The 20,539-nt window shown below is 62.6% G+C and carries 17 protein-coding genes and 1 pseudogene; 11 read left to right on the top strand and 7 right to left on the bottom strand.

Going from position 1 to position 20,539, the window contains the following annotated elements; translation table 11 throughout:
• Positions 1-13: 13 nt before the first annotated feature.
• From cobM to DQ397_RS10370, 4 genes and pseudogenes are all read left to right on the top strand, one after another.
• On the top strand, positions 14-766 hold the full coding sequence (cobM, locus tag DQ397_RS10385) for a precorrin-4 C(11)-methyltransferase (RefSeq protein ID WP_043212382.1): 753 nt from the start codon (positions 14-16) through the stop codon (positions 764-766).
• A 29-nt stretch (positions 767-795) separates the two neighbouring features.
• Positions 796-1,038 carry a DUF1272 domain-containing protein gene (locus DQ397_RS10380; RefSeq protein WP_080642116.1) on the top strand — a complete coding sequence of 81 codons (243 nt, stop codon included), beginning with the start codon at positions 796-798 and terminating at the stop codon, positions 1,036-1,038.
• A 223-nt stretch (positions 1,039-1,261) separates the two neighbouring features.
• Positions 1,262-1,876, top strand: a complete 615-nt coding sequence (locus DQ397_RS10375) for a response regulator transcription factor (RefSeq protein WP_043212380.1) — start codon at positions 1,262-1,264, stop codon at positions 1,874-1,876.
• A gap of 13 nt (positions 1,877-1,889) precedes the next feature.
• Positions 1,890-5,184 (top strand): annotated as a pseudogene (locus DQ397_RS10370) (transporter substrate-binding domain-containing protein).
• 25 nt (positions 5,185-5,209) lie between these two features.
• Here the strand turns inward: DQ397_RS10370 and DQ397_RS10365 are convergent.
• Positions 5,210-6,229, bottom strand: a complete 1,020-nt coding sequence (locus DQ397_RS10365) for a LacI family DNA-binding transcriptional regulator (RefSeq protein ID WP_043212378.1) — start codon at positions 6,227-6,229, stop codon at positions 5,210-5,212.
• A 208-nt stretch (positions 6,230-6,437) separates the two neighbouring features.
• On the opposite strand from DQ397_RS10365, the gene DQ397_RS10360 reads away from it, so the two are divergent.
• The 3 genes from DQ397_RS10360 (at position 6,438) to DQ397_RS10350 (ending at position 8,826) form a co-directional block, all read left to right on the top strand.
• Positions 6,438-6,977: a gluconokinase gene (locus DQ397_RS10360; protein ID WP_043212376.1), complete on the top strand. Its 540-nt coding sequence runs from the start codon at positions 6,438-6,440 to the stop codon at positions 6,975-6,977.
• 99 nt (positions 6,978-7,076) lie between these two features.
• Complete coding sequence (locus tag DQ397_RS10355) at positions 7,077-8,429, top strand: GntP family permease (protein ID WP_043212374.1); 1,353 nt, start codon at positions 7,077-7,079, stop codon at positions 8,427-8,429.
• Positions 8,430-8,517: 88 nt separating this feature from the next.
• Entirely contained in the window at positions 8,518-8,826 is a 309-nt protein-coding gene (locus DQ397_RS10350; RefSeq protein WP_043212371.1) for a hypothetical protein, read from the top strand.
• A gap of 30 nt (positions 8,827-8,856) precedes the next feature.
• On the opposite strand, the gene DQ397_RS10345 is transcribed toward DQ397_RS10350, so the two are convergent.
• The 4 genes from DQ397_RS10345 to DQ397_RS10330 all read right to left on the bottom strand — a co-directional run bounded on the left by DQ397_RS10345 (position 8,857) and on the right by DQ397_RS10330 (position 14,188).
• Complete coding sequence (locus tag DQ397_RS10345) at positions 8,857-10,281, bottom strand: sigma-54 dependent transcriptional regulator (protein WP_043212369.1); 1,425 nt, start codon at positions 10,279-10,281, stop codon at positions 8,857-8,859.
• Positions 10,250-11,743, bottom strand: coding sequence for a sensor histidine kinase (locus tag DQ397_RS10340; protein ID WP_043212367.1), 1,494 nt, complete (start codon positions 11,741-11,743; stop codon positions 10,250-10,252). Before DQ397_RS10340 ends, DQ397_RS10345 begins: the two co-directional genes overlap by 32 nt.
• Before the next feature lie 293 nt (positions 11,744-12,036).
• A complete protein-coding gene (locus DQ397_RS10335; RefSeq protein ID WP_043212364.1) occupies positions 12,037-13,491 on the bottom strand; it encodes a HAMP domain-containing sensor histidine kinase in 1,455 nt (484 codons plus the stop codon).
• Between the two features lie 100 nt (positions 13,492-13,591).
• Positions 13,592-14,188: a lytic transglycosylase domain-containing protein gene (locus tag DQ397_RS10330; protein WP_043212362.1), complete on the bottom strand. Its 597-nt coding sequence runs from the start codon at positions 14,186-14,188 to the stop codon at positions 13,592-13,594.
• A gap of 182 nt (positions 14,189-14,370) precedes the next feature.
• Between DQ397_RS10330 and gspG the strand changes: the two genes are divergently transcribed.
• Positions 14,371-14,796: a type II secretion system major pseudopilin GspG gene (gspG, locus tag DQ397_RS10325; protein ID WP_043212360.1), complete on the top strand. Its 426-nt coding sequence runs from the start codon at positions 14,371-14,373 to the stop codon at positions 14,794-14,796.
• Between the two features lie 11 nt (positions 14,797-14,807).
• Positions 14,808-15,998 (top strand): type II secretion system F family protein, encoded by a 1,191-nt coding sequence (locus DQ397_RS10320; protein WP_043212358.1) that lies wholly within the window; start codon positions 14,808-14,810, stop codon positions 15,996-15,998.
• A 30-nt stretch (positions 15,999-16,028) separates the two neighbouring features.
• Here DQ397_RS10320 and xerC read toward each other — a convergent pair whose 3' ends face one another.
• A complete protein-coding gene (gene xerC / locus DQ397_RS10315) occupies positions 16,029-16,943 on the bottom strand; it encodes a tyrosine recombinase XerC (protein WP_043212356.1) in 915 nt (304 codons plus the stop codon).
• Positions 16,944-17,196: 253 nt separating this feature from the next.
• On the opposite strand from xerC, the gene DQ397_RS10310 reads away from it, so the two are divergent.
• Both DQ397_RS10310 and DQ397_RS10305 read left to right on the top strand, forming a co-directional pair.
• Positions 17,197-17,844, top strand: coding sequence for a DUF1345 domain-containing protein (locus DQ397_RS10310; protein ID WP_043212355.1), 648 nt, complete (start codon positions 17,197-17,199; stop codon positions 17,842-17,844).
• 264 nt (positions 17,845-18,108) lie between these two features.
• Positions 18,109-18,369 (top strand): DUF1652 domain-containing protein, encoded by a 261-nt coding sequence (locus tag DQ397_RS10305; RefSeq protein ID WP_043212353.1) that lies wholly within the window; start codon positions 18,109-18,111, stop codon positions 18,367-18,369.
• On the opposite strand, the gene DQ397_RS10300 is transcribed toward DQ397_RS10305, so the two are convergent.
• Positions 18,370-20,451 carry a bifunctional diguanylate cyclase/phosphodiesterase gene (locus DQ397_RS10300; RefSeq protein WP_043212351.1) on the bottom strand — a complete coding sequence of 694 codons (2,082 nt, stop codon included), beginning with the start codon at positions 20,449-20,451 and terminating at the stop codon, positions 18,370-18,372.
• Positions 20,452-20,539: the final 88 nt, after the last annotated feature.

The following is a 20,539-nucleotide window of genomic DNA, read 5'->3' as shown; positions in this document are numbered from 1 at the left end:
GCAAGGATTTCCCATGACGGTCTATTTCATCGGTGCCGGGCCCGGCGATCCGGAGCTGATCACGGTCAAGGGGCAACGTCTGATCCGCCAATGCCCGGTCATCATCTATGCCGGCTCCCTGGTTCCGCCAGCTGTATTGGAGGGACACAGCGCCGAGACGGTGATCAACAGCGCCGAACTGAACCTGGAGCAGATCATCGAAGCCCTGCGCCGCGCCCACGAAAATGGCCAGGATGTGGCCCGTGTTCACAGCGGCGACCCCAGTCTGTATGGCGCCATCGGCGAGCAGATACGTCATCTGCGCGAACTGGGCATCGACTATCAGATCATTCCGGGTGTTACCGCCACCGCCGCCAGCGCCGCCCTGCTCGGCTGCGAGCTGACCTTGCCGGAGCTCGCCCAGACGGTGATTCTCACCCGCTATGGCGACAGCTCGCCCATGCCAGCTGGCGAACAGTTGGCCGACCTGGCCCGCCACCGCAGCACCTTGGCGATCCACCTGGGCGTGAAACACCTCGAGCGTATCGTCACCGAACTGTTGCCACACTACGGGCCGGACTGCCCGGTCGCCGTCATTCATCGCGCCACCTGGCCGGACCAGGACTGGGTACGCGGCACCCTGCGGGACATCGTCGCACTCACAGCGGCCAAGGATTTTCGGCGAACCGCGCTGATCCTGGTGGGCCATGTGCTGGGCGATGCACCTTTCGCTGAATCGGCCCTGTACCGGGCCGGGCATGCCCACCTCTATCGCCCCGCCGGTTGAGCGGGCGTTATCTGACAGGAACCCACTCCATGCTTGAATTACGCCCCAACTGCGAATGCTGCGACCGTGACCTGCCGGGCGACAGCGCGGATGCGTTGATTTGCTCGTTCGAATGCACCTTTTGTCGTGCATGCAATGAACGTCAGTTCCAGGGGCGCTGCCCGAACTGTGGCGGCCAGTTACTGCCTCGCCCGGCAAGGGTCGGGACGGCATTGAGCCGCAATCCGGCCTCGCACCTGCGCGTACTCAAGCCGCACCCGGGCTGCTCCTGAACTATTCTGTGCGTGGCCCGTCCTTGGCGCCTGGGCGGGCTTTACCATGGAGGTTTATTTTGTAGGCCTTTTCAACAATAATCTTCGCTTTTTCAACAAACCTACGCATCCCATTACCAATCGAGAGGAATCTACGTAATCTTGCGCGCTGCCGCGCAGGCTCCCTTTCACGTATTCCTGCGGGACTTCAGGAAACGGACCAAATTCCTACAGGAGTTATCCAATGACAACCGTTTTAATGGTTGACGACCATCCAACCGTTCGACTGGCTGTGCGCATGCTGCTCGAACGTGAACGTTTTCAGGTCATCGGTGAAGCCGGTGACGGCATCGACGCCGTGCAGCAGGCTCGCCAATTACGTCCTGACGTGGTTATCCTCGACATCGGCCTGCCTGGCCTCGATGGCATGGAGGTCATCAAACGTCTGCAACTGTTGGAGCCGGCACCGAAGATCATGGTGCTCACCGGTCAACCCGCCGACCTGTATGTCCGTCGTTGCCTGGATGCCGGTATCGCCGCCTTCGTCAACAAGGACGAAGACCTCGATGCCCTGGTGTTCGCCCTCAAGGCGTTGGTCAAGGGCTACTCCACCTTTCCGCAGATGTCGGTCAACAGCAGCTCGCTCGAAAGCGAGTGCAGTCGTCTCGAAAGCCTCTCCAACCGCGAAATGGAAGTGCTACGCCGGCTTACCCGCGGCGAGAACAACAAGTTCATCGGTGAATGCATGAACCTCAGTGCCAAAACCATCAGCACCTACCGTGGACGCATCATGGATAAACTCAAGACCGAGTCTCTGGTCGAAATGGTCGACCTGGCCAAACGCAACAACGTCAGTTGAACATCCCTCCGTCATGAGAGGCGCGGTGTTCACCATCCTGCTGGGCGCGCTCCTGGCCATCAGCGCTGTGGCGCATGCCGACAGCGAAGCCCGGCACCTGCTCGCCCGCTCACTGAGCGCCTCGCCCCCGTTGTCGCTCCAACAAGATGACCGGCACTGGCTCGAACGCCGCAAAGCCCTGGTGCTGGGCAGCTCGCGCCCTGACTACCCGCCGTTCGAGATCAACACCAGCCCCGCCGACTTTGAAGGTCTCAGTGCCGACTATGCGGGTCTGATCGGCGAACAGCTCGGCATCCCGGTCGAGGTTCGCCGCTTCCCCACCCGCCAGGCAGCCATCGAAGCACTGCACGCCGGCAGCATCGACTTGCTCGGCAGCTCCAACGCCTTCGAGGCCGCCGATGCGCAGTTGGTTCTCAGCCAGCCCTATGCCGACGACCTGCCGGTCGTCGTCAGCAAGCAGGATCGTATGCTCGGCCGTCATGGCAAAGCATTGCCAGGGCTACGCCTGGCCATGGTCGATCATTACTTGCCCGAAAAGCTGGTGCGCAAGCAGTATCCCGACGTCCAAGTGACCCTGTACCGCTCGACACTGGCCGGATTGTCGGCCGTGGCGATGGGGGCGGCGGACGCTTATCTGGGTGATGCGATCAGTACCGACTACGCGATCGGCAAGAGCTTCCAAGGTTTGGTGAAAATCGATCATTTCAGCCCCTTGCCCGCCGACGTCTTCGCCTTTGCCCTGGCCCGCGATAATCCACGCTTGCAACGCCTGGTCAACGAGGCCCTGGCCAGGATCAGCGACAGCGAGCGCCTGAACATCCTGCGGCGCTGGAGCAGCGGCAATACCAGTTTGCTGATGAAAAATCCGGTCGGTGCCCTCACGCCTGAGGAGCGTGACTGGATAGCGCACAACCCAAAGGTGCGGGTGTTGGTCAATCCCTCCCTGGCGCCCCTGACCTTCAACGATGCTCAACAGCACCCGACCGGAATCACCATCGACCTGCTCAAGCGCATCCGTCTGCAGACCGGTCTGCGCTTCGAGATCGTCGAAGTCGACTCGATCCAGGACATGGTCGACCAAGTGGCCGAGGGGCAGGCGCAGATAATCGGCGCCCTGGGCTACGGCGCCGAACGTGCGACGCGCCTTCGCTTTACTCGCCCCTATGTGGTCAGCCCCCGGGTTTTGATCACCCGCAGCGAAGCCCCCTGGATCGGCACACCGATGACGCTCGATGGGCGACGTGTCGCGTTGTTGCGTGGCTCCCCTCAGCGTGAGGCGTTGCAACGGCGGTATCCTGGCGTCCGTCTGGTCGAGGTCGAAACCCACCTTGAGTTGATGGAAGCCGTCGCCAGCGGCAAGGCCGACGTGGCCTTGAGCAGCCAGATCAATGCCAGCTACTACATCAGCCATGTGTTCAACAATGGTTTGCGTATCGCCGGCCTGCAAAGCGACGATCCGGCCAGCGCCGCTTTTGCGATCGCACCGGATCTACCGGTGCTGCAGTCGATTCTGGACAAAGCCCTGCTTAACATCCCGCCTGAGGAGCTGGACCAGTTGGTCAACCGATGGCACACCAACACGCTGGTCAGCGACAGCCCCTGGCGCAACTACCGCACCCTGGCGCTGCAAGTGCTGGTGCTGGCCGCCGTGCTGTTGGCCGGCGTGGTGTTCTGGAACACGTACCTGCGCAAGCTCATCAACCAGCGCACCGAGGCCCAACGCGCCCTGCAGGCGCAACTGGCGCTCAGCCGCGGTCTGCTGGAGCAGTTGCGTCAAGCCAAGGATGACGCTGAACAGGCCAGCCAAGCCAAAAGTACCTTCCTGGCGATCATGAGCCATGAAATCCGCACACCGATGAACGCGGTGATCGGCCTGCTGGAGCTCGCCCTGGAGGACAGCCGCCGAGGCCACAGCGACCCGCAGACTTTGCATACCGCCCATGACTCGGCCATTGGCCTGCTCGAGCTGATCGGCGACATCCTCGACATTTCCCGCATCGAATCCGGCCACATGTCCCTGCAACCGGTACCGATCGACCTGGTGGAACTGGTGCGCGCGACCCTTCGCGTGTTCGACGGCAATGCCCGGATCAAGGGCTTGTATCTGAACGGGGATCTGCCGCAGGCGCCAGTCTGGGTGCTCGCCGACCCTGTGCGCCTCAAGCAGGTCCTGTCCAACTTGATCAGCAACGCCCTCAAGTTCACCGACCAGGGTGGCGTGCAAGTGACCCTGAAACTCACCTCTCCCAGCGCCACCGGCGATATCCGGGTTTCGTTGTGCGTACAGGACAGCGGCATCGGTATCAGCCCAAGCGACCAGGCCCGACTCTTTAGCACCTTCGCCCAGGTAAACGGCCCCCAGGCCGGAAAAGGCGCCGGCCTCGGTCTGGTGATCAGCCGAACCCTGGCCGAGTTGATGGGCGGGTCGCTCGAACTGCAGAGCGTCGAGGGCATGGGCACCAAGGTGAGCGTGGACCTGACCCTGCCGGCCACCTCAGTGCCAGCACAGGACGAACAGACCGAGCCGGCTCAGGACATGAGCAGCGGCCCACTGGATATCCTGGTCGTCGATGCCCGCCAACCTGCTGCTGCTGGACAAGCAACTGACCACCCTGGGACACAAGGTGACCCAGGCCGAGAATGGCGAAGCGGCGCTGGCCCTTTGGCGAGCAGGTCAGTTCAATGTGGTGATCACCGATTGCAGCATGCCGGTGATGGATGGCCACGAGCTCACTCGGCGTATCCGCGCCCTGGAGCATGAGCGCGGCCAGCCAGCCTGCCTGATACTCGGCGTTACGGCCAACGCCCAAGCCGAGGAAAAAGCGCGCTGCCTGGCCAATGGCATGGATGAATGCCTGTTCAAACCGATCGGTCTCAAAGCCCTGAAAGCCCACCTTCCCAGCGCGCCGCTGGCGGAGCAGGTGCCGGCCCCCGCACCCGCACCGGAGCCTGCCACGACGGCCAGTGGCTTCAACCTCAGTGAGCTGCGTCACCTGACCCAGGATGACGACCAGTTGATTCGACGCCTTCTCGAACAATTGGCACACAGCGCCGGCGAAGACCTCGCAGCCCTGCGCGCCCTTGGCGAAGCGCCTGAAAGTGACGCAGTGCATGCCTTGGCACACCGCATCAAGGGAGGCGCGAAAATGCTGAAAGTCCGGGGCGTGGTGCGCGATTGCGAAGCGGTCGAACAGGCCGTCGCCCAGAAGCAGCCGACCAAGGCCTTGCTCGAACGGCTGGAAAGTAGCCTGGAGGCACTGCAACGCGAACTGCGCGAAGGCCTCGCGGCACTCAGCACCCCCAACTGAGCCCTGCCCGGCCCGAACCAGCCGGTCAGGAGCTCTCGCGCACCATCAGCTCGAATCCCAGATCCTGCTGTTCGGTGGCCACCTGCTTGCCATCGAGCAGCGCCAACAGCGCTTGGGCTGCGCCTCGGCCTACCGCGGCTCGGGGGGTACGGATCGAGGTCAACCGCGGCACCATGTGCGCCGATGCCGGCAGGTCGTTGAAACCAACCATCGCCACTTGGCGCGGCACCTCGACGCCCTGGCGCAAAGCCTGCAATACCGCACCCTGGGCCAAGTCATCGTTACAGAAGAACACGCCGTCGACATCCGGCGCCTGCGCAAGCAACTGGCTGAACAGCTCGCTGCCCAGGCCGATGGATGACGGTTGTGGCGCCAGCAGTTCCAGCTCCGGCGCCTGCAAACCAGCCTCGGCGAGCGCTTGGCGGAAGCCATCGGCGCGCTGCATGACGCGAGGGTCGAGCTGCGCCGCGATGAATGCCAAGCGCCGACGACCACGCTCGATCAAGTGCCGGGCAGCCGCGCGGCCGGCCTGTTGTTGGGAAAATCCGACCGACAACTGCCCCGCCTCGCCTCCGAGCTCCATCATGTGCACGCACGGCACGCCGCTGGCGGTCAGCATCTGCCGGGAGACTTCACTGCGCTCGAACCCGGTGAGCAGGATCCCGCAGGGCTGGTAGGCCAGGTAGTTGCGGATGAGGTTTTCCTCTTCGGCCAGATCGTAGTGGTAGTTGCCGATCAGTACTTCCAACCCGCGCGGGCGCATCACTTCGTGGATGGCCTCCAGGGTGTCGATGAACAGCTGGTTGGACAACGAGGGGATCAACACCACCACCGACTCACTGCGTGCCGACGCCAATGCCCGAGCAGCCGGATTGGCGACATAGCCTAGGCTCGCCGCAGCGGCCACGACTTTTTCCACCAGTTGCGGGGCCACGGTGCTTACACCGCGCAAGGCGCGGGAAGCGGTGATGGGGGAAACCCCCGAAAGTCTGGCGACTTCTGCCAGGGTGGGACGACCGGTCGTGCGCGAGCCTGTACGAGACATGGGTGTTGTAATTTTACTACTTGCCAGAAGTGGGAACGGCCACTAAGGTAGCGCTGTCTCAGGATACAGGCAATGTATCTTTGGTAGCGGCTATGCGCCTAGCGTCCATACTGCGTAAAGACAAGACCAATAACACCCGGGAGGGTGGCGCTCGCATCCGTTTTCAGCGGCACCGAGACAGCGCTATCTCACCCCGCAGGAGGTACTGATGAACTCTCCCCTGACCGCAATCGTGGTGATGGGCGTGGCAGGCTGCGGCAAGAGCTGCGTGGGCGCTGCCATTGCCAGCACGAGCGGTGGTCGCCTGATCGAAGGCGATGCTTTCCACCCTGCCGAAAACATCCGCAAGATGAGCGCTGGCGTTCCTTTGAACGATGACGACCGCGCCGGTTGGCTGGTCCGTCTTGGCCAGGAACTGCAGGCCGTGCTCCAGGCCGGCGAACGCCCCATTCTCACCTGTTCCGCGCTTAAGCGCCGTTATCGCGAGACCCTGCGCGAGGCCGTGCCGGGCCTTGGCTTCGTGTTTCTCGAACTGAGCCCAGCCGAAGCGGAAAAACGCGTACTCGCCCGCCCCGGTCATTTCATGCCAGCCAGCCTCATCGACAGCCAGTTCGCCGCGCTGGAACCGCCCCACGGCGAGCCTCTGACCCTGGCGCTGGACGCCACGCAGCCTATCGAAGCGCTGGCCGTGGCGGTAGACACCTGGCTAAAGCCCCAAGGTGACCGCAGCCTGGCGCGTACCGCCTGAACCGTCAGCCTTCCCGGCTCACCAAAGACAGCGCTATCTCGGCATCCAAAGATGCCGATCGTTTCGCCAAAACAATGATAAGACAGAGGCACATGAACCATGTTCGGACTGGCTACTGATACCTACCTGCTGCTCGACGCTCTGGTCACCATCGTCGGACTTATCCTGCTGATCACCCATTTCAAGGTCCACCCCTTCGTCGCCCTGACCCTGGCAGCCGGCTTCCTTGGCCTGACCTCCGGCATGCCGGTCGCCAAGGTCATGAAGTCCTTCCAGGACGGCTTTGGCGGTGTGCTCGGCTTCGTCGGCATCGTCCTGGCCTTGGGGACCATGTTGGGCAAACTGATGGCCGACTCCGGCGGCGCCGACCAGATCGCGCAAACGCTGATTCGTGCCTTTGGCAAACAGAAGGTGCACTGGGCCATGATGTTCGCCGCCTTCTTGGTGGGCATCCCATTGTTCTTCGAAATCGGCTTCGTGCTGTTGATCCCCCTGGTGTTCATCGTCGCGCGTCGCTCAGGGGTTTCGCTGATCAAGATCGGCATTCCGCTGCTGGCCGGCCTTTCCGTAGTCCATGGACTTGTGCCGCCGCATCCAGGCCCGCTGCTGGCGATCGGCATCTTCCACGCGGATATCGGCAAGACCATCTTCTATGGCCTGCTGGTGGCCCTGCCCACCGCGGTCATCGCAGGTCCGCTGTTCGGTAATTTCATCGCCCGCTACATTCCGGGCAACCCGTCCCAGGAACTGATGGACCAGATCGCCCGGGAAACCAATCAGAACAACCTGCCAAGCTTTGGCGTCACCCTGCTCACCGTGCTGCTGCCGGTCGTGCTGATGCTGCTCAAGACCTTCGCCGATGTGGTGTTACCCGCCGAGCACATCGTGCGCCAGTGGATGGACCTGATCGGTCACCCCATCACCGCCCTGCTCGCGGCATTGCTGCTGGCGTTCTACACCTTCGGTTCGGCCCGGGGCTTCTCACGTCAGCAAATCATGAAGATGCTCGACCAGAGCCTGGCTCCGACCGCCGCCATCGTGCTGATCGTGGGTGCCGGCGGCGGCTTCAAGCAGATGCTGGTGGACACTGGTGTGGGTAACGTGATTGGCCAGATGGCGGTGCAAGCCGAGATTTCGCCGATTCTGCTGGCCTGGCTGGTCGCTGCTGTGATCCGCATCGCGACTGGTTCGGCGACCGTGGCGACCATCACCGGTGCCGGCATCGTCGCGCCGGTGATCGATCTGGTCCCAGGCGTGAACCGCGAACTGTTGGTGCTGGCCACCGGCGCAGGTTCGTTGATTCTGTCTCACGTCAACGACGCCGGTTTCTGGCTGGTCAAACAGTACTTCAACATGACCGTGGCAGAGACGTTCAAGACCTGGAGCATGATGGAGACCATCCTGTCGGTGGTGGGCATCATCTTCATCATGCTGTTGTCGCTGGTAGTCTGACCGTTCGTCGCCGTGGTGGCACCTTGCGTTGAGGGTTGCGGCCCAACCCAGGTACAGGCAACACGCCTTTGCCCGCAAGGAGCCACCCATGAAACGATCGCGCACTTGGCTGCTCGCCGCCCTGCTGGCCTCTCCCCTGGCCCTGGCGGTGGGCACCGGTCCGACCCACCCGGACGATCCGCACAACACCGCGCCCAAGCCGGGCGCCGACAGCACCCTCAATCCAATCGAGAAGCCTGTGCCCCGCGATACCGACCCGCGTATCCAAGGGAACGATCCGGACAGCCCGCCCGCCGACCAGAACGATGATCGAAACCTCCCGGGAATGGACGGCGGAGGTTCTGAAGGGATGCGCGGGCATGGCGACGGAGGCACTCGCGGCCAGGGACAGCCCTGAAGAGCCTGGGACTGCCGTGCAGCCCCAGGCTCACCACTGTCGCTTGTCAGGCCGGGTCAGCCCCAGTTTCTCGATGCGGTAGCGCAACATATCCCGCGATAGCCCCAGCAGACGTGCCGACTTGGTGACGTTCCAATCCGTGCGGTCGAGAGTCCGGCACACCAGGTCGCGTTCCATGTCCGGCAGGCTGGTCCCAGGCTCCGGCTCATGCCGTGGGGGCTCGAAAGCCACCGACGTGGGTAAGCCCATGGGTTCGTCCACCAGGGTCATGCACAGGTTCAGCTGGTGCGCGGCCACGACATCATTGGGCGCCAGCAGGACCGTCTGCTCGAGCATGTTACGCAGTTCTCGTACATTGCCTGGCCAGCTGTAACCCAGCATCAGCGCCTCGGCTTCAGCAGAAAAGCGCAGATGGGGTTTGCCATATCGGCGCCCATGGTGAGCCAGGAAGTGCCTGGCCAGCAGCAGAATGTCCTGACCGCGTGCGTATAGCCGCGGCACCTTCAGCGCGATGATGCGCAGGCGGAAGAACAGGTCGCGTCGAAACTTGCCCTGCTGCACCATCTGTTCCAGGTTGCAGTTGGTGGCGCTGATGACCCGCAGGTCCACCTTGCGCTCCTTGACCGCCCCGATCCGGCGGATGCTGCGATCCTCCAGCAGCTTGAGCAGCTTGGCCTGCAGCACCAGGTCCATCTCGCCGATCTCATCGAGGAAGAGCGTCCCGCCATCGGCGGCCTCGACCAAGCCCACACGACGCTCCTTGGCATCGGTGAACGCGCCCTTCTCGTGACCGAACAGTTCGGCCTCCAGCAAATTGGCCGGGATCGAGGCGCAGTTGAATTCAATGAAAGGCCCCTTGCTGCGCGAGCCGTCAAAATGCAGGGCGCGCGCCACCAGCTCCTTGCCGGTGCCTGTTTCCCCTTCGATCAGCACCGGTGGCAGGTCGTCGCTGGCCATGCGCTGCTCTGCATCGAGCAACTGGCGCAGGGTGTGCTTGAGGTTCAGCATCGCCGAGGATTCGCCGATCAACGCCTGCAACCCAGACTTCTGCGCCTCACGCTCTTGGTAGAACGACAAGGTGCGTTCCATGCGCTCGGCCGCCAGGGCTTTATCGAGCATCAGCTTGAGTTCGGCCAGCACCACCGGCTTGGTCAGGTAATGGAACGCGCCTTCTTTCATGGCCAGCACGGCGTCTTCGACATTGCCGTATCCGGTCATCATGATCACCTTGAGCTCCGGCGCCTGGGTGATCAGTGCGCGCAACAGCTCGTGGCCGTTCATGCCCGGCAGGGAGTTGTCAGTCAGTACGGCATCGGGCAAGCCTTGCTTGACCTGCTCCAGAGCCAGCTCCGCGCTATGGCAGACCGTGACTTCGAACCCCTTCAAACCGAGGTAGGTACGTATGTTGTCCGCGAGGATCTCGTCATCCTCGACCACCAGAATGCTGGGCCCCATGGTCCCCTCCCGCTGCAATATTGAATACAAGACTCACGCGGGTTCCTTCCTCTTCGCGGCTGGTCAGGCTGACCGAGCCACCAAAGCGTTCCATGATGCGCTTGACCAGGGCCAGGCCCACGCCGAGGCCGCCCTGCTTGGTGGTGAAGAACGGCTTGAACACCATCCGTTCCTGTTGCTGACTCATGCCTTTGCCGGTATCGCTGAGCACCAGACGCACCTGCTGCCCCTCCAGGCAACTGACTTCGGCGCACAACAGGCCGCCCTTGGGCATGGCTTCCAAAGCATTGGCGAACAGGCTGTTGAGGATTTGAGTCAGTTGCAGCGGTTGGCTGGCTACCCACTGTTGGGCCGGCCCCTCGAAGCTGAACTGCACGCCGTTGCGCTCGATCTGCTGCAAGAATGCCAGCCGGGTATCCTCGATAGCCGCCACCAGATCCACCGCTTCGGCCTCGTCACTGGTCGGTCGCAGCGACACCAGCAAATCACGCACCCAGCGTGACATCCGGTCAACCTGGCTGATGATGTCGGCAATGTTCTTGCGCGCCGGATCGCTTGCGATTTCCTGGGCTAACTCTGCGCTGGAACGAATGTTGGCCAATGGGTTGCGCAGGCTATGGGCCACGGCCGAAGACATCTCGCCCAAGGCCACGTAGGTCTCGCTGGCCACCAGGCGATCTTGCTGATGATGCAGCATCCCCGCAGCCCGGCGCACGATCCAGAACAAGCCGAAATAAATCAGCGCTCCGCCCACCAGAGTCGAGCACCAGATCAGCACATAGCCGCGCTGAATGCGTCGCACCAGATCTTGGGGCTCCTTGTAGATTTCGACCATCGACAGCACTTGCTCGCCTTGGCTGTCGAACAGCGGAATGTAGTTCTCGATGAACAAATAGCGCGGTTCGCGCTGGAATTTCTGCTCTTCCCGGTCATCTTCCGCCTTGTGATAGCTCGCTGAGACCGGCTTGCGCGAGTGGAAGGCCTCGTCCAAGTCGTCGTCTTCGGCAATGCGCTTGCCCAGCAATTGCGGGTTGGTCGACCAGACAATCGTGCGGTCATGGGCGTAGACATTGGCCAGCAAGATGTCCGGAAGGTGCGCCACGTGATCGAGGAATTCGCCGCGGGTCGATTGCACCAGAGCCGGGGGGATCTGCAAATGCTGATTGTCCAGGCGCGGGTCGAGCAACTCGCCCATGGTGGTGCCCGGGGGCAGTTGCGAATGGCGAACCTCGGCCTGGGCCATGGCCTGGATGAACTGGGCGGTGAGCATCGCATCGCGTTCGACGCTGTCGCGCACCACGAAGCGAGTCGAGAAGTAACCCAAGGCGCCGGCCACCGTTGCGATGATCAGCAAGCTGATGACCGAGAACCAGCGCAGCAGGTTGAACTCGCTCAAGGGCGCAGCGAGCCCAGTGGAGGGGCTGGCAGTCTTGTCCGGAAGATCGTGTTCCAGCATCTGCATCGCATCGTTCCCGTTCGAAGGCTTCGGGGGATGGAGTATCAGGACAGTGCTACTGCCTGTAGCAACGTGATAGCACTTTGCCTGAACTCTTGCCGCTGCCATTGGTCGCTATCATCTTGCTGCAAGTTCTCAGCCACCTACGTACCAATAGAGAATAACCATTATTATCAGGTAGTTACGACGCAAATTAGAGGTCGATTCGAGATGAATCCCCCACTATTGGGTAACATCACCCAACTAAGTAAATTTTCTTATTAAATCAGGTAGATACGAGGCAATTTAAACGTAGAACATCATGATTTGACCAAGCGAAAATTCAGCGAAACGCTGGTACCTTGCCCTTCGCGGCTGCTCAACCGAACCGAGCCTGCGAAGCGTTCCATGATCCGCTTGACCAGCACCAGGCCAACCCCCAAACCGCCCTGTTTGGTGGTGAAGAACGGCCGAAAAGCCATGCGTTGCTGCTGGTCGCTCATACCCCGCCCGGTGTCCGACAGGCGCAAGGTCAGGCTGCGTCGATCCCGGCGCACCACTTCCACCCGCAACTGGCCACCCTTCTCCATGGATTCCAGCGCATTGGCGATCAAGCTGTTGAAGATCTGCCCCAGCAACACCGGATGGCCCACCACCTGCACTGAGGGCAGCGGCTTTACGTCCAGGTTCACGCCGCTGCGCGCCAGCGGCACGGCAAACGCCTGCAGGCTCTCTTGCAGCACCTGGGAGAGGTCAACCGGCACCGCGTCGTCATTGAGCGGGCGCAGCGACTGCAAGAGCTGGCGTACCCATTGAGACATGCGGTCCACCTGGCTGATGATGTCGCTGATGTTTTTCTGCGCCGGCCCTTCGTCGAATGCCTGAGCCAGCTCGGCACTGGAACGGATGCTAGCCAATGGGTTGCGCAAGCTGTGGGCGACCGCCGAAGACATCTCGCCCAGCGCCACGTAGGTCTCGTTGCTGATCAGCCGCTTCTGTTGCACTGCCATCACCCGTGCCGCGCGGCGCATGATGCCGTAAAGGCCGAAATACACCAGGCTTGCGCCGATCGCGATGGCCAGCCAGATCAACAACAGGCCATGCTCGATGCGTACGATCAGGTCATGGGGCTCCTTGTAGATCTCCACCATGGCGGTGACCCGTTCGCCATCGGCGTCGAACAGAGGAATGTAATTCTCGATGAACAATTGCTGGGGCGGGGTCACGAACTTCTGTTCGCTGCGCGCGTCCTCGAAGTCGTGATAACTGGCCGACACCTGCATCTTGTATTCGAAGGCCTGCTCCAGATCCTCGTCGGACTCGATCGACTTCCCGGTCAGTGCCGGGTTGCTTGACCAGATCACCGTCCGGTCCGGCGCATAGATATTGGCCAGCAGCATGTCGGGCAGGTGGGCGATATGGTCGAGGAACTCGCCCCGAGCCCGGCGCCGGGCGTCGGGGTCGACGTCGGGCATGGCCTGGTCGGTGCGCGGATCGAGCAACTCGCCCATGGTGCGCACATTGGGGATCGACACATGACGCACTTCGGCGTCGGCAATGGCCTGGATGAACTGCGCCGAGAGCAAGGCGTCTCGCTCGACACTCTCGTTGATGATGAAGCGGCTGGAGATCAGCCCCAGCCCGACGGCAATCGAGACGATGATCGCCAGGCTCACCCAGGCGTACCAACGCAGCAGGTCGAATGGCTTGCGGGCCACGTTGCTGTCGCCGCCAACGGGCACATCGAGTCTGGCGGAACGCGGGGCGAGGTCCATGGTCGACTCCAACGGCTGGGCACCTTCAAAAGGTTATAGCCCAGAGTTGGGGAAGCAGGCACACCCTGCGCGACATTGACCTGCGACACTTTGGCGGCGACTACAACGGCGCATCTTCGGCCAGCCCCTGCAACTTGCGGTAATCACGCAGCACATTGGGTACGTAGCGGCGCGTCTCGGCGAAGGGCGGGACCACACCTCCGCGGCTGATCACCGCATCGGGCCCGGCGTTGTAGGCCGCCACCGCCAAGGTGATGTCGTTGTCGAACAGCGTCAGCATGCGCTTGAGATAGCGCGCCCCGCCTTGCAGGTTGGATGCAGGGTCCAGCACGTCCTTGACCCCCATCTCCTTCGCCGTGTCAGGCATCAGTTGCATCAGTCCGGCTGCCCCCCGGGGCGAGCGCGCCTTGGGGTTGTAACCGGACTCGGCCTTGATCAGCGCGTGCAGCAGCGCCTGGGGAACGCCGTGGGCTTGGGCGGCCTTGGCCACTAGCTCGGCGTAGGGCCGGCCGGTGATCAATTGAGCATCGGCCGGCCCGGCATGGGCCACCGGCTCACGGATGACCCGTTCGTAATGTCGGCCGGACCGGTGCACGTTGGACAGCACATAGCCGCCCTTGGCATCGATGGAGATGTACATGTCGGCCTCTGCGGCGCCCGCCGCGAGCCAGATCAATCCCAGGATGATTCCACGCATGTCGGCTGCCTCCCCGTCGTGGCCCCCGATGTGGGGGAAATGCCCCGGAAAACCCGAGGTTTTCAGCTACGACGCAAGCACTGTGCCGCTTGCTGCGCCCCATGGCGCAAGGCCCCGAGCCAGACGTGCACGGCTGTTGCATGGCAAGGCAAACCTGCCCGAACGCACTGGAGGATTTCACCATGCAACGCAGATCCATCACCCAGCGTGGCTTCACCCTGCTCGAACTGTTGGTGGTCCTGGTGGTGCTTGGCCTGTTGGCCGGCATCGTCGCGCCCAAGTACTTCAGCCAGCTCGGCCGTTCGGAAGCAAAAGTGGCGCGAGCGCAGATAGAGGGCCTGGGCAAGGCCCTTGACCTGTATCGCCTGGAGGTCGGGCATTACCCCAGCAGCGAGCAGGGCCTTCAGGCGTTGGTGGCGGCCCCCAGCGGTGAGCAGCGATGGTCCGGCCCTTATTTGCAAAAGGCCGTTCCGCAGGACCCTTGGGGCCGCGCCTATATCTACCGCCAACCCGGTGAGAATGGTGGCGAGTACGACCTGCTCTCGATGGGCAAGGACGGCCAGCCCGGCGGAGACGGGGAAAATGCCGAAATCACCAGCTGGCAATGAGGAGAACGGCCATGCGCTACAGCCTCAAGGCCCTGGGTCGCCAAGGCATCGTCCAGTTGCAGGTCGAGGCCGAGGATACCGAGCACGCGCGACGACAGGCCGAGAACCAGGGGTTACGGGTCGTGAGCATTCGCGGCCAGGGCGTCGCCCTGCGCGTCCTGGCTTTGCGCCGCGCGCCAGTGTTCGACCTGGTGTTGTTCAGTCAGGAATTGGGCACGTTGCTCAGTGCGGGCCTACCCCTGATCGATGCTCTCGAGAGCCTGGCCGAAAAAGCGCCCAACGCCTCCTCACGCAAGGTGCTGGAGGCGCTAGTACGCCAACTCTACGAGGGCCGCTCGCTGTCCCAGGCCTTGGGCGAACAGCCACGGGTGTTCCCGGCGCTGTATGTGGCCTTGGTGCAATCGAGCGAACGCACCGGTGCCTTGGGAGATGCCTTGGGCCGCTATATCAGCTACCGACAACGCCTGGACGTGGTCCGGCAGAAACTGGTCGGTGCCTCGGTCTACCCCCTGCTGCTGTTGCTGGTGGGGGGTGGCGTGGTGCTGTTCTTGTTGGGCTACGTTGTGCCGCGCTTCAGCCTGGTGTTCGAAGGCATGGGCAACGAGCTGCCGTGGCTTTCGCAGGTTCTGATGAAGATTGGCCTGTTCCTCCACGCGCAGCAGCTACCCCTGGCATTGGCGGCACTGGGGGGCCTTTGCCTCTTGGCCTTGATGCGCCGCAACCCCGCCCTGCGCCGCTGGGCCAGTCGCCAGCTACGCCGTTGGCCCGCGCTGCATCAACGTCTGGTGATGTATGAGTTGGCGCGCTTCTACCGCTCGCTTGGCATCCTCTTGCAAGGTGGTATCCCCATCCTCACCGCGATGTGCATGGCCCGCGGCCTGCTGGGCAGCACCTCGGCGCAAGGGCTTGAACAGGCCAGCCGACGAGTGGGGGAAGGTTTGCCGCTGTCCGATGCGCTGGAGTTGGGCCAGCTGGTCACACCGGTGTCTCTGCGCTTGCTGCGGGCCGGTGAGCAGTCGGGAAACCTGGGGGAAATGCTCGAGCGCTGCGCTGACTTTCACGATCAGGAGATCGGCCGTTGGGTGGAATGGTTCGTACGCTTGTTCGAGCCGCTGCTGATGACCTTCATCGGCCTGCTGATTGGACTGATCGTGATCCTCATGTACATGCCGATCTTCGAGCTGGCCTCGAGTATTCACTAGCATTGGGATGGGTGCGCTGCACGCACCTGATCAGTAGTCGAACCGATCCACCGCCCGTCGCCGCTCGTTGTCGTCGCGCCGGTCGTAGTTGGCGGTGGTCTGGATGTTGGCATGGTGCGCGAGCTTCTGGGCGATGGACAGGTCATGCTCTTCGATCACCCGGGTGATGAATGCCCGGCGAAAATCATGGGGCATGATCTTGACCCCCACCTGAGCCCCACGCTGGCGGGCGATGTAGTAGATGGCGTGCTTGGTGATGCGCGCCCGTGTGATGTGGTTGCCACGGCGGATGCGGTTGAACAGGAATTCATCATCGGCCTCTCCTTCCGGCAAATGCTGGCGTCGAAGATCCAGCCAGGCCTGCAGTTTCTCGAACGCCCAGACGGGGGCGTACTTGATCAACTGGCGATTGCCCTTGCCCATGACCCGCAAGCTACGGGCCTCGAAGTCCACTTGGTCCAGATCGATGTCAACCGACTCGGATTTGCGCATGCCGGTGCCATACAGCAGCGCGATGATCGCCGCATCGCGTACGCCCTGAGGGCGCGGATCGGCGGCGCAGACGTCCATCAACTCGCGAATCAGACTGCGCCTTAAATTGCGCCCCGCCGGCAGCCTGCTGCCGCCTGCCGGCTTGACCTCGCGAATGTGCAACAGCTTTTCATGGTCGATCAGACCCTGGCGCCACGCTTCGTTCATCACCCCGCGTACCGCATTGACATACAGCGACGATGTGTTCGGGGCATAGCCGTCGGTACGCAGCGCTGCCACCAGGGCAACCACATGGCCTGGCTCGAGCTCGTGCCAGGGCACGTCGACGATATCGCAGTCGACAAACCCCAGGCGGTCGGCGGCGTCCTGGAGGATGTAACGCATGGTCAGCTGGCTGGAAGGCGCCAGACGAGCCAGGTACTGCAACAGTGGGTTATGCAAGAAATCGGACAAAACATGGATCCTGAAGCGGGTCTTTCAGATTGGGTGGCAAGCCATATCGACTACAAAACACGGCGGTCATTACGCCTCCGGGTAGTGCCATCATCCTGATATACAAGGCATTTGCCGCTGGCACGGCGGGTGATAGTACCCCATTACCCTCCCTGTTCGAACCCAGGGCGGCGCGCGGTGTCGGAGTCTGGGCTGGATGGCGGGCCAGGCTGAACTAGAGTGTTAGCCATGCTCCTGTCACTGACGAGACCGCATGGCTTTCCACCGCCTCACCCGCACCCACCCTCGCCTGAGCATCGCCATCCTGGCGGGCCTGGTCGGCGCCTGGCTGATTCCTACCGACGATACCGTGCAGCGCATCCTCGCCGGATGGAACCTGGGCGTCTGGCTGTATCTGGTGCTGGTGTTCTGGCTGACCTGGCGCGCCAATGCCGACACCGTGCGCAAGGTTGCCTGCGTGGAAGATGAGAACGCAGGCCTGGTGCTGTTCACCGTCTGCTTCGCGGCCATCGCCAGCCTCGCGGCAGTTACATTGCAACTGGCCGCCAGCCGTGGCCTGCAGGGGAACGACCAGGCCCTTCATTATTTGTACACGGGTCTGACGGTGGCCGGTTCCTGGCTGCTGATCGGCTGCATCTTCAGCCTGCATTACGCCCGCCTGTTCTATACCAGTGATCCCCACGCGCTGCCGCTGCGCTTTCCCGACGGTGAACGAGCACCGGACTACTGGGACTTTCTCCATTTCTCTTTCACCCTGAGCGTGGCCGTGCAGACCTCCGACATCGGTGTGGCCGGACGCGGCATGCGTCGAGTGGTGCTGGCCCATTCGCTGGTGTGCTTCGTCTACAACACGGCAATCCTTGGCTTCACCATCAACATTGCCGCCGGCCTGTTGGGCTGATGCACCGCACCACTGGTCAGAAAAGCACCATGCTCCGACAGCCGCGCGGAACCATCCTGACCAGCCGCTTTTGTTCCGGAAAAACGTTTGCCCTGGCCTTTTGCCGGGATTTGCTGCCCGGACCGCGGCACTGATTCAGATCAAGCAACCGCATATTTGTCATGCTAGGCGCGAGACACTGTCGTCACAGGTGCTATGGTTAGGTTCCTACCGGCCGAATGAGCGGCCGATCACCGCGTCAAGGATCAGGACAAGGAGGCTGGCATGAACAAGATGACGTTCCCCAACGCCTGCCAGGTGATGCGCTGGCATTTCCATCCATTGGGCTTCGAAGCCAGCATGGATGCACCGCGCAGCATGGTCGCCCGGCTGTTCGACCGCGCCACCGGCGAAACATTGCTGGCTATTGCCGGCATCCCCTGCGCGGCCATCATGGCGGCCGCGGATGTAGAGCGGATCATCGAGGCGGTGGAGGCCGAGATGGACGCATTCGAACCCTCATGCGCTCTGCGCGACGCGGTGTAGTCAGAGCGTCTCGGTCTGCCTCACCGTTTTGAGAGCCTTCATGAACTGCTCGGCGGGCATGGGCTGGCCGAGCAGGTAGCCTTGCAGCGAATCACACCCCAGGCGGGTCAAAAACTCCTGCTGGCGGCTGGTCTCCACCCCTTCTGCCACGATGCGCAGCCCAAGGGCCTGGCCCAGGGCGACGATGGCCGAGACGATTGCCGCATCGTCGCTGTCCTGCTCCAGATCGCGAACAAAACCTCGGTCGATCTTCAGCTCATTGGCCGGCAGCCGTTTCAAGTACATCAGGCTTGAATAGCCGGTGCCGAAATCATCGATGGACAGGTCCACCCCCATATCGGAAAGCTTCTGCAGCACGGTCAAGCTCGCGTCGGCGTCGCGCATGGCCGTGGTCTCGGTGATCTCGAGCGTCAGGCGGTTGGCCGGCAGCCGGTTGCTCGCCAAGGCCCGGGCCACGCTGTCCACCAGACCGGCATGACAGAACTGGATGGCCGACAGATTCACCGCGATACGCCAGTCGTCATGCCCCTGCTCGAGCCACTCGCGCATCTGCCGGCAGGCTTCGCCGAGCACCCATTCACCGATTGGAATGATCAGGCCGGTCTTCTCGGCAAGGCCGATGAACCGGTCCGGCAACAGCAGCCCGTGCTGCGGATGCTCCCAGCGCAGCAATGCCTCGGCACCGATCGGCTGACGGGCGAGCGCATCGAACTTTGGCTGGTAATGCAGGCGGAACTGGCCATGCTCAAGCGCCGCACGCAGGTCCTGGAGCAGTTGCAGTTGCTGGCGCGCGTTGCTGTTCATCGACACGTCGAAGAAGCTGTAGCCGTTTTTGCCGGCACTTTTCGCGTGATACATGGCCGCATCGGCGTTGCGCAGCAGTTCGTGCTGATCCAGCCCATTGCCCGGATAAAGCACGATCCCCACGCTCGCCGAGAGCTGCAGGTCGTGATCGGCCACCCGGTAGGGCCGGGCCACCAGGTTGACCTGCTTCACAGCTACTTCCATGGCATCGGCTGGCTCCTGCAACTCCACCAGCAGCACGAACTCGTCACCACCGATGCGTGCCAGGGTGTCCTGGCTGTGCAGGTGCCCGCGCAAACGGGCCGCCACCGCTTTGAGCAGCAGGTCGCCCACATGATGACCGAAGGCATCGTTGACCGGCTTGAAACCATCCAGGTCAATGAACATCAGGGCAAAGCAGCCGCCCTGCTCCGCCACCTTGCTGATGGCCTGGTCGATGCGCTCGGCCAGTAGGGTGCGATTGGGCAGGCCTGTAAGGGTGTCATGCAGGGCCAACTGGGTCAGTTCCTGGTTGGCCAGGGTCAGGGAGCGTGCGAGGTCCGAGGTGCGCGCCTCCAGGCGCGCATCGAGCACCGACGTGACCAACGCCACGGCGAGCACCGCCAAGGTGGTGATCAACACGACCGAATCCAGGCCGTCGCCACGCAGGCCGTTGGCCAGGGCACCGCAGAAGCTGCCTTCTGGGAAATTGGCCGCCGCCATGCCGGTGTAGTGCATGCCGACGATGGCCATCCCCATCACCACCGCCGCGGCTCCGCGGATGTGCCGCACATAGGGGGTATGACGACGCAGACGGAACGCGATCCACAGGGCCGCCGCCGATGCCCCTACGGCGATGGCCAACGAGGCGCCGAAGAGGGTCGGGTCATAATCGATGCCCGGCACCATCTGCAGTGCAGCCATGCCGGTGTAATGCATACTGGCGATGCCACCGCCCATGATCAGTGCCCCCAGCCCCAACTGCAGCATCGGCAGGCTCGGCTGGCTGACCAGCCACAGGGCGAAGCCCGACGACAGGACCGCGATCAGCAGCGATAGCCCGGTGAGCGTCCAGTCATACCCCAGCTCGATCGGCAGGCTGAAGGCGAGCATGCCGATGAAATGCATCGACCAGATACCGATACCCAGGGCAAAGGCCCCGCCCCCCATCCACAGGTGAGCCGCACGTCCCTGCGCCGTGGCGATCCGGCCAGTGAGGTCCAGGGCGGTATAGGAGGCAAGGATGGCAACGCACAGCGAGATCAACACCAGCGCGGAGGAGTAGCTACCGATCAGCATTTAGATTCCAGCAAAGGGGCTGAGCAAGGGGCCCGAAAAGTTGATTATTGTACTCAAGCGTTAGGGAAACGCACGGGCTTTTTAGGGG

Source organism: Pseudomonas sp. CK-NBRI-02 (assembly GCF_008124495.1).
Classification (GTDB): domain Bacteria; phylum Pseudomonadota; class Gammaproteobacteria; order Pseudomonadales; family Pseudomonadaceae; genus Aquipseudomonas; species Aquipseudomonas guariconensis.
The sequence above is the reverse complement of the archived record's forward strand: the minus strand, read 5'-3'. Positions and strand labels throughout refer to the sequence as shown.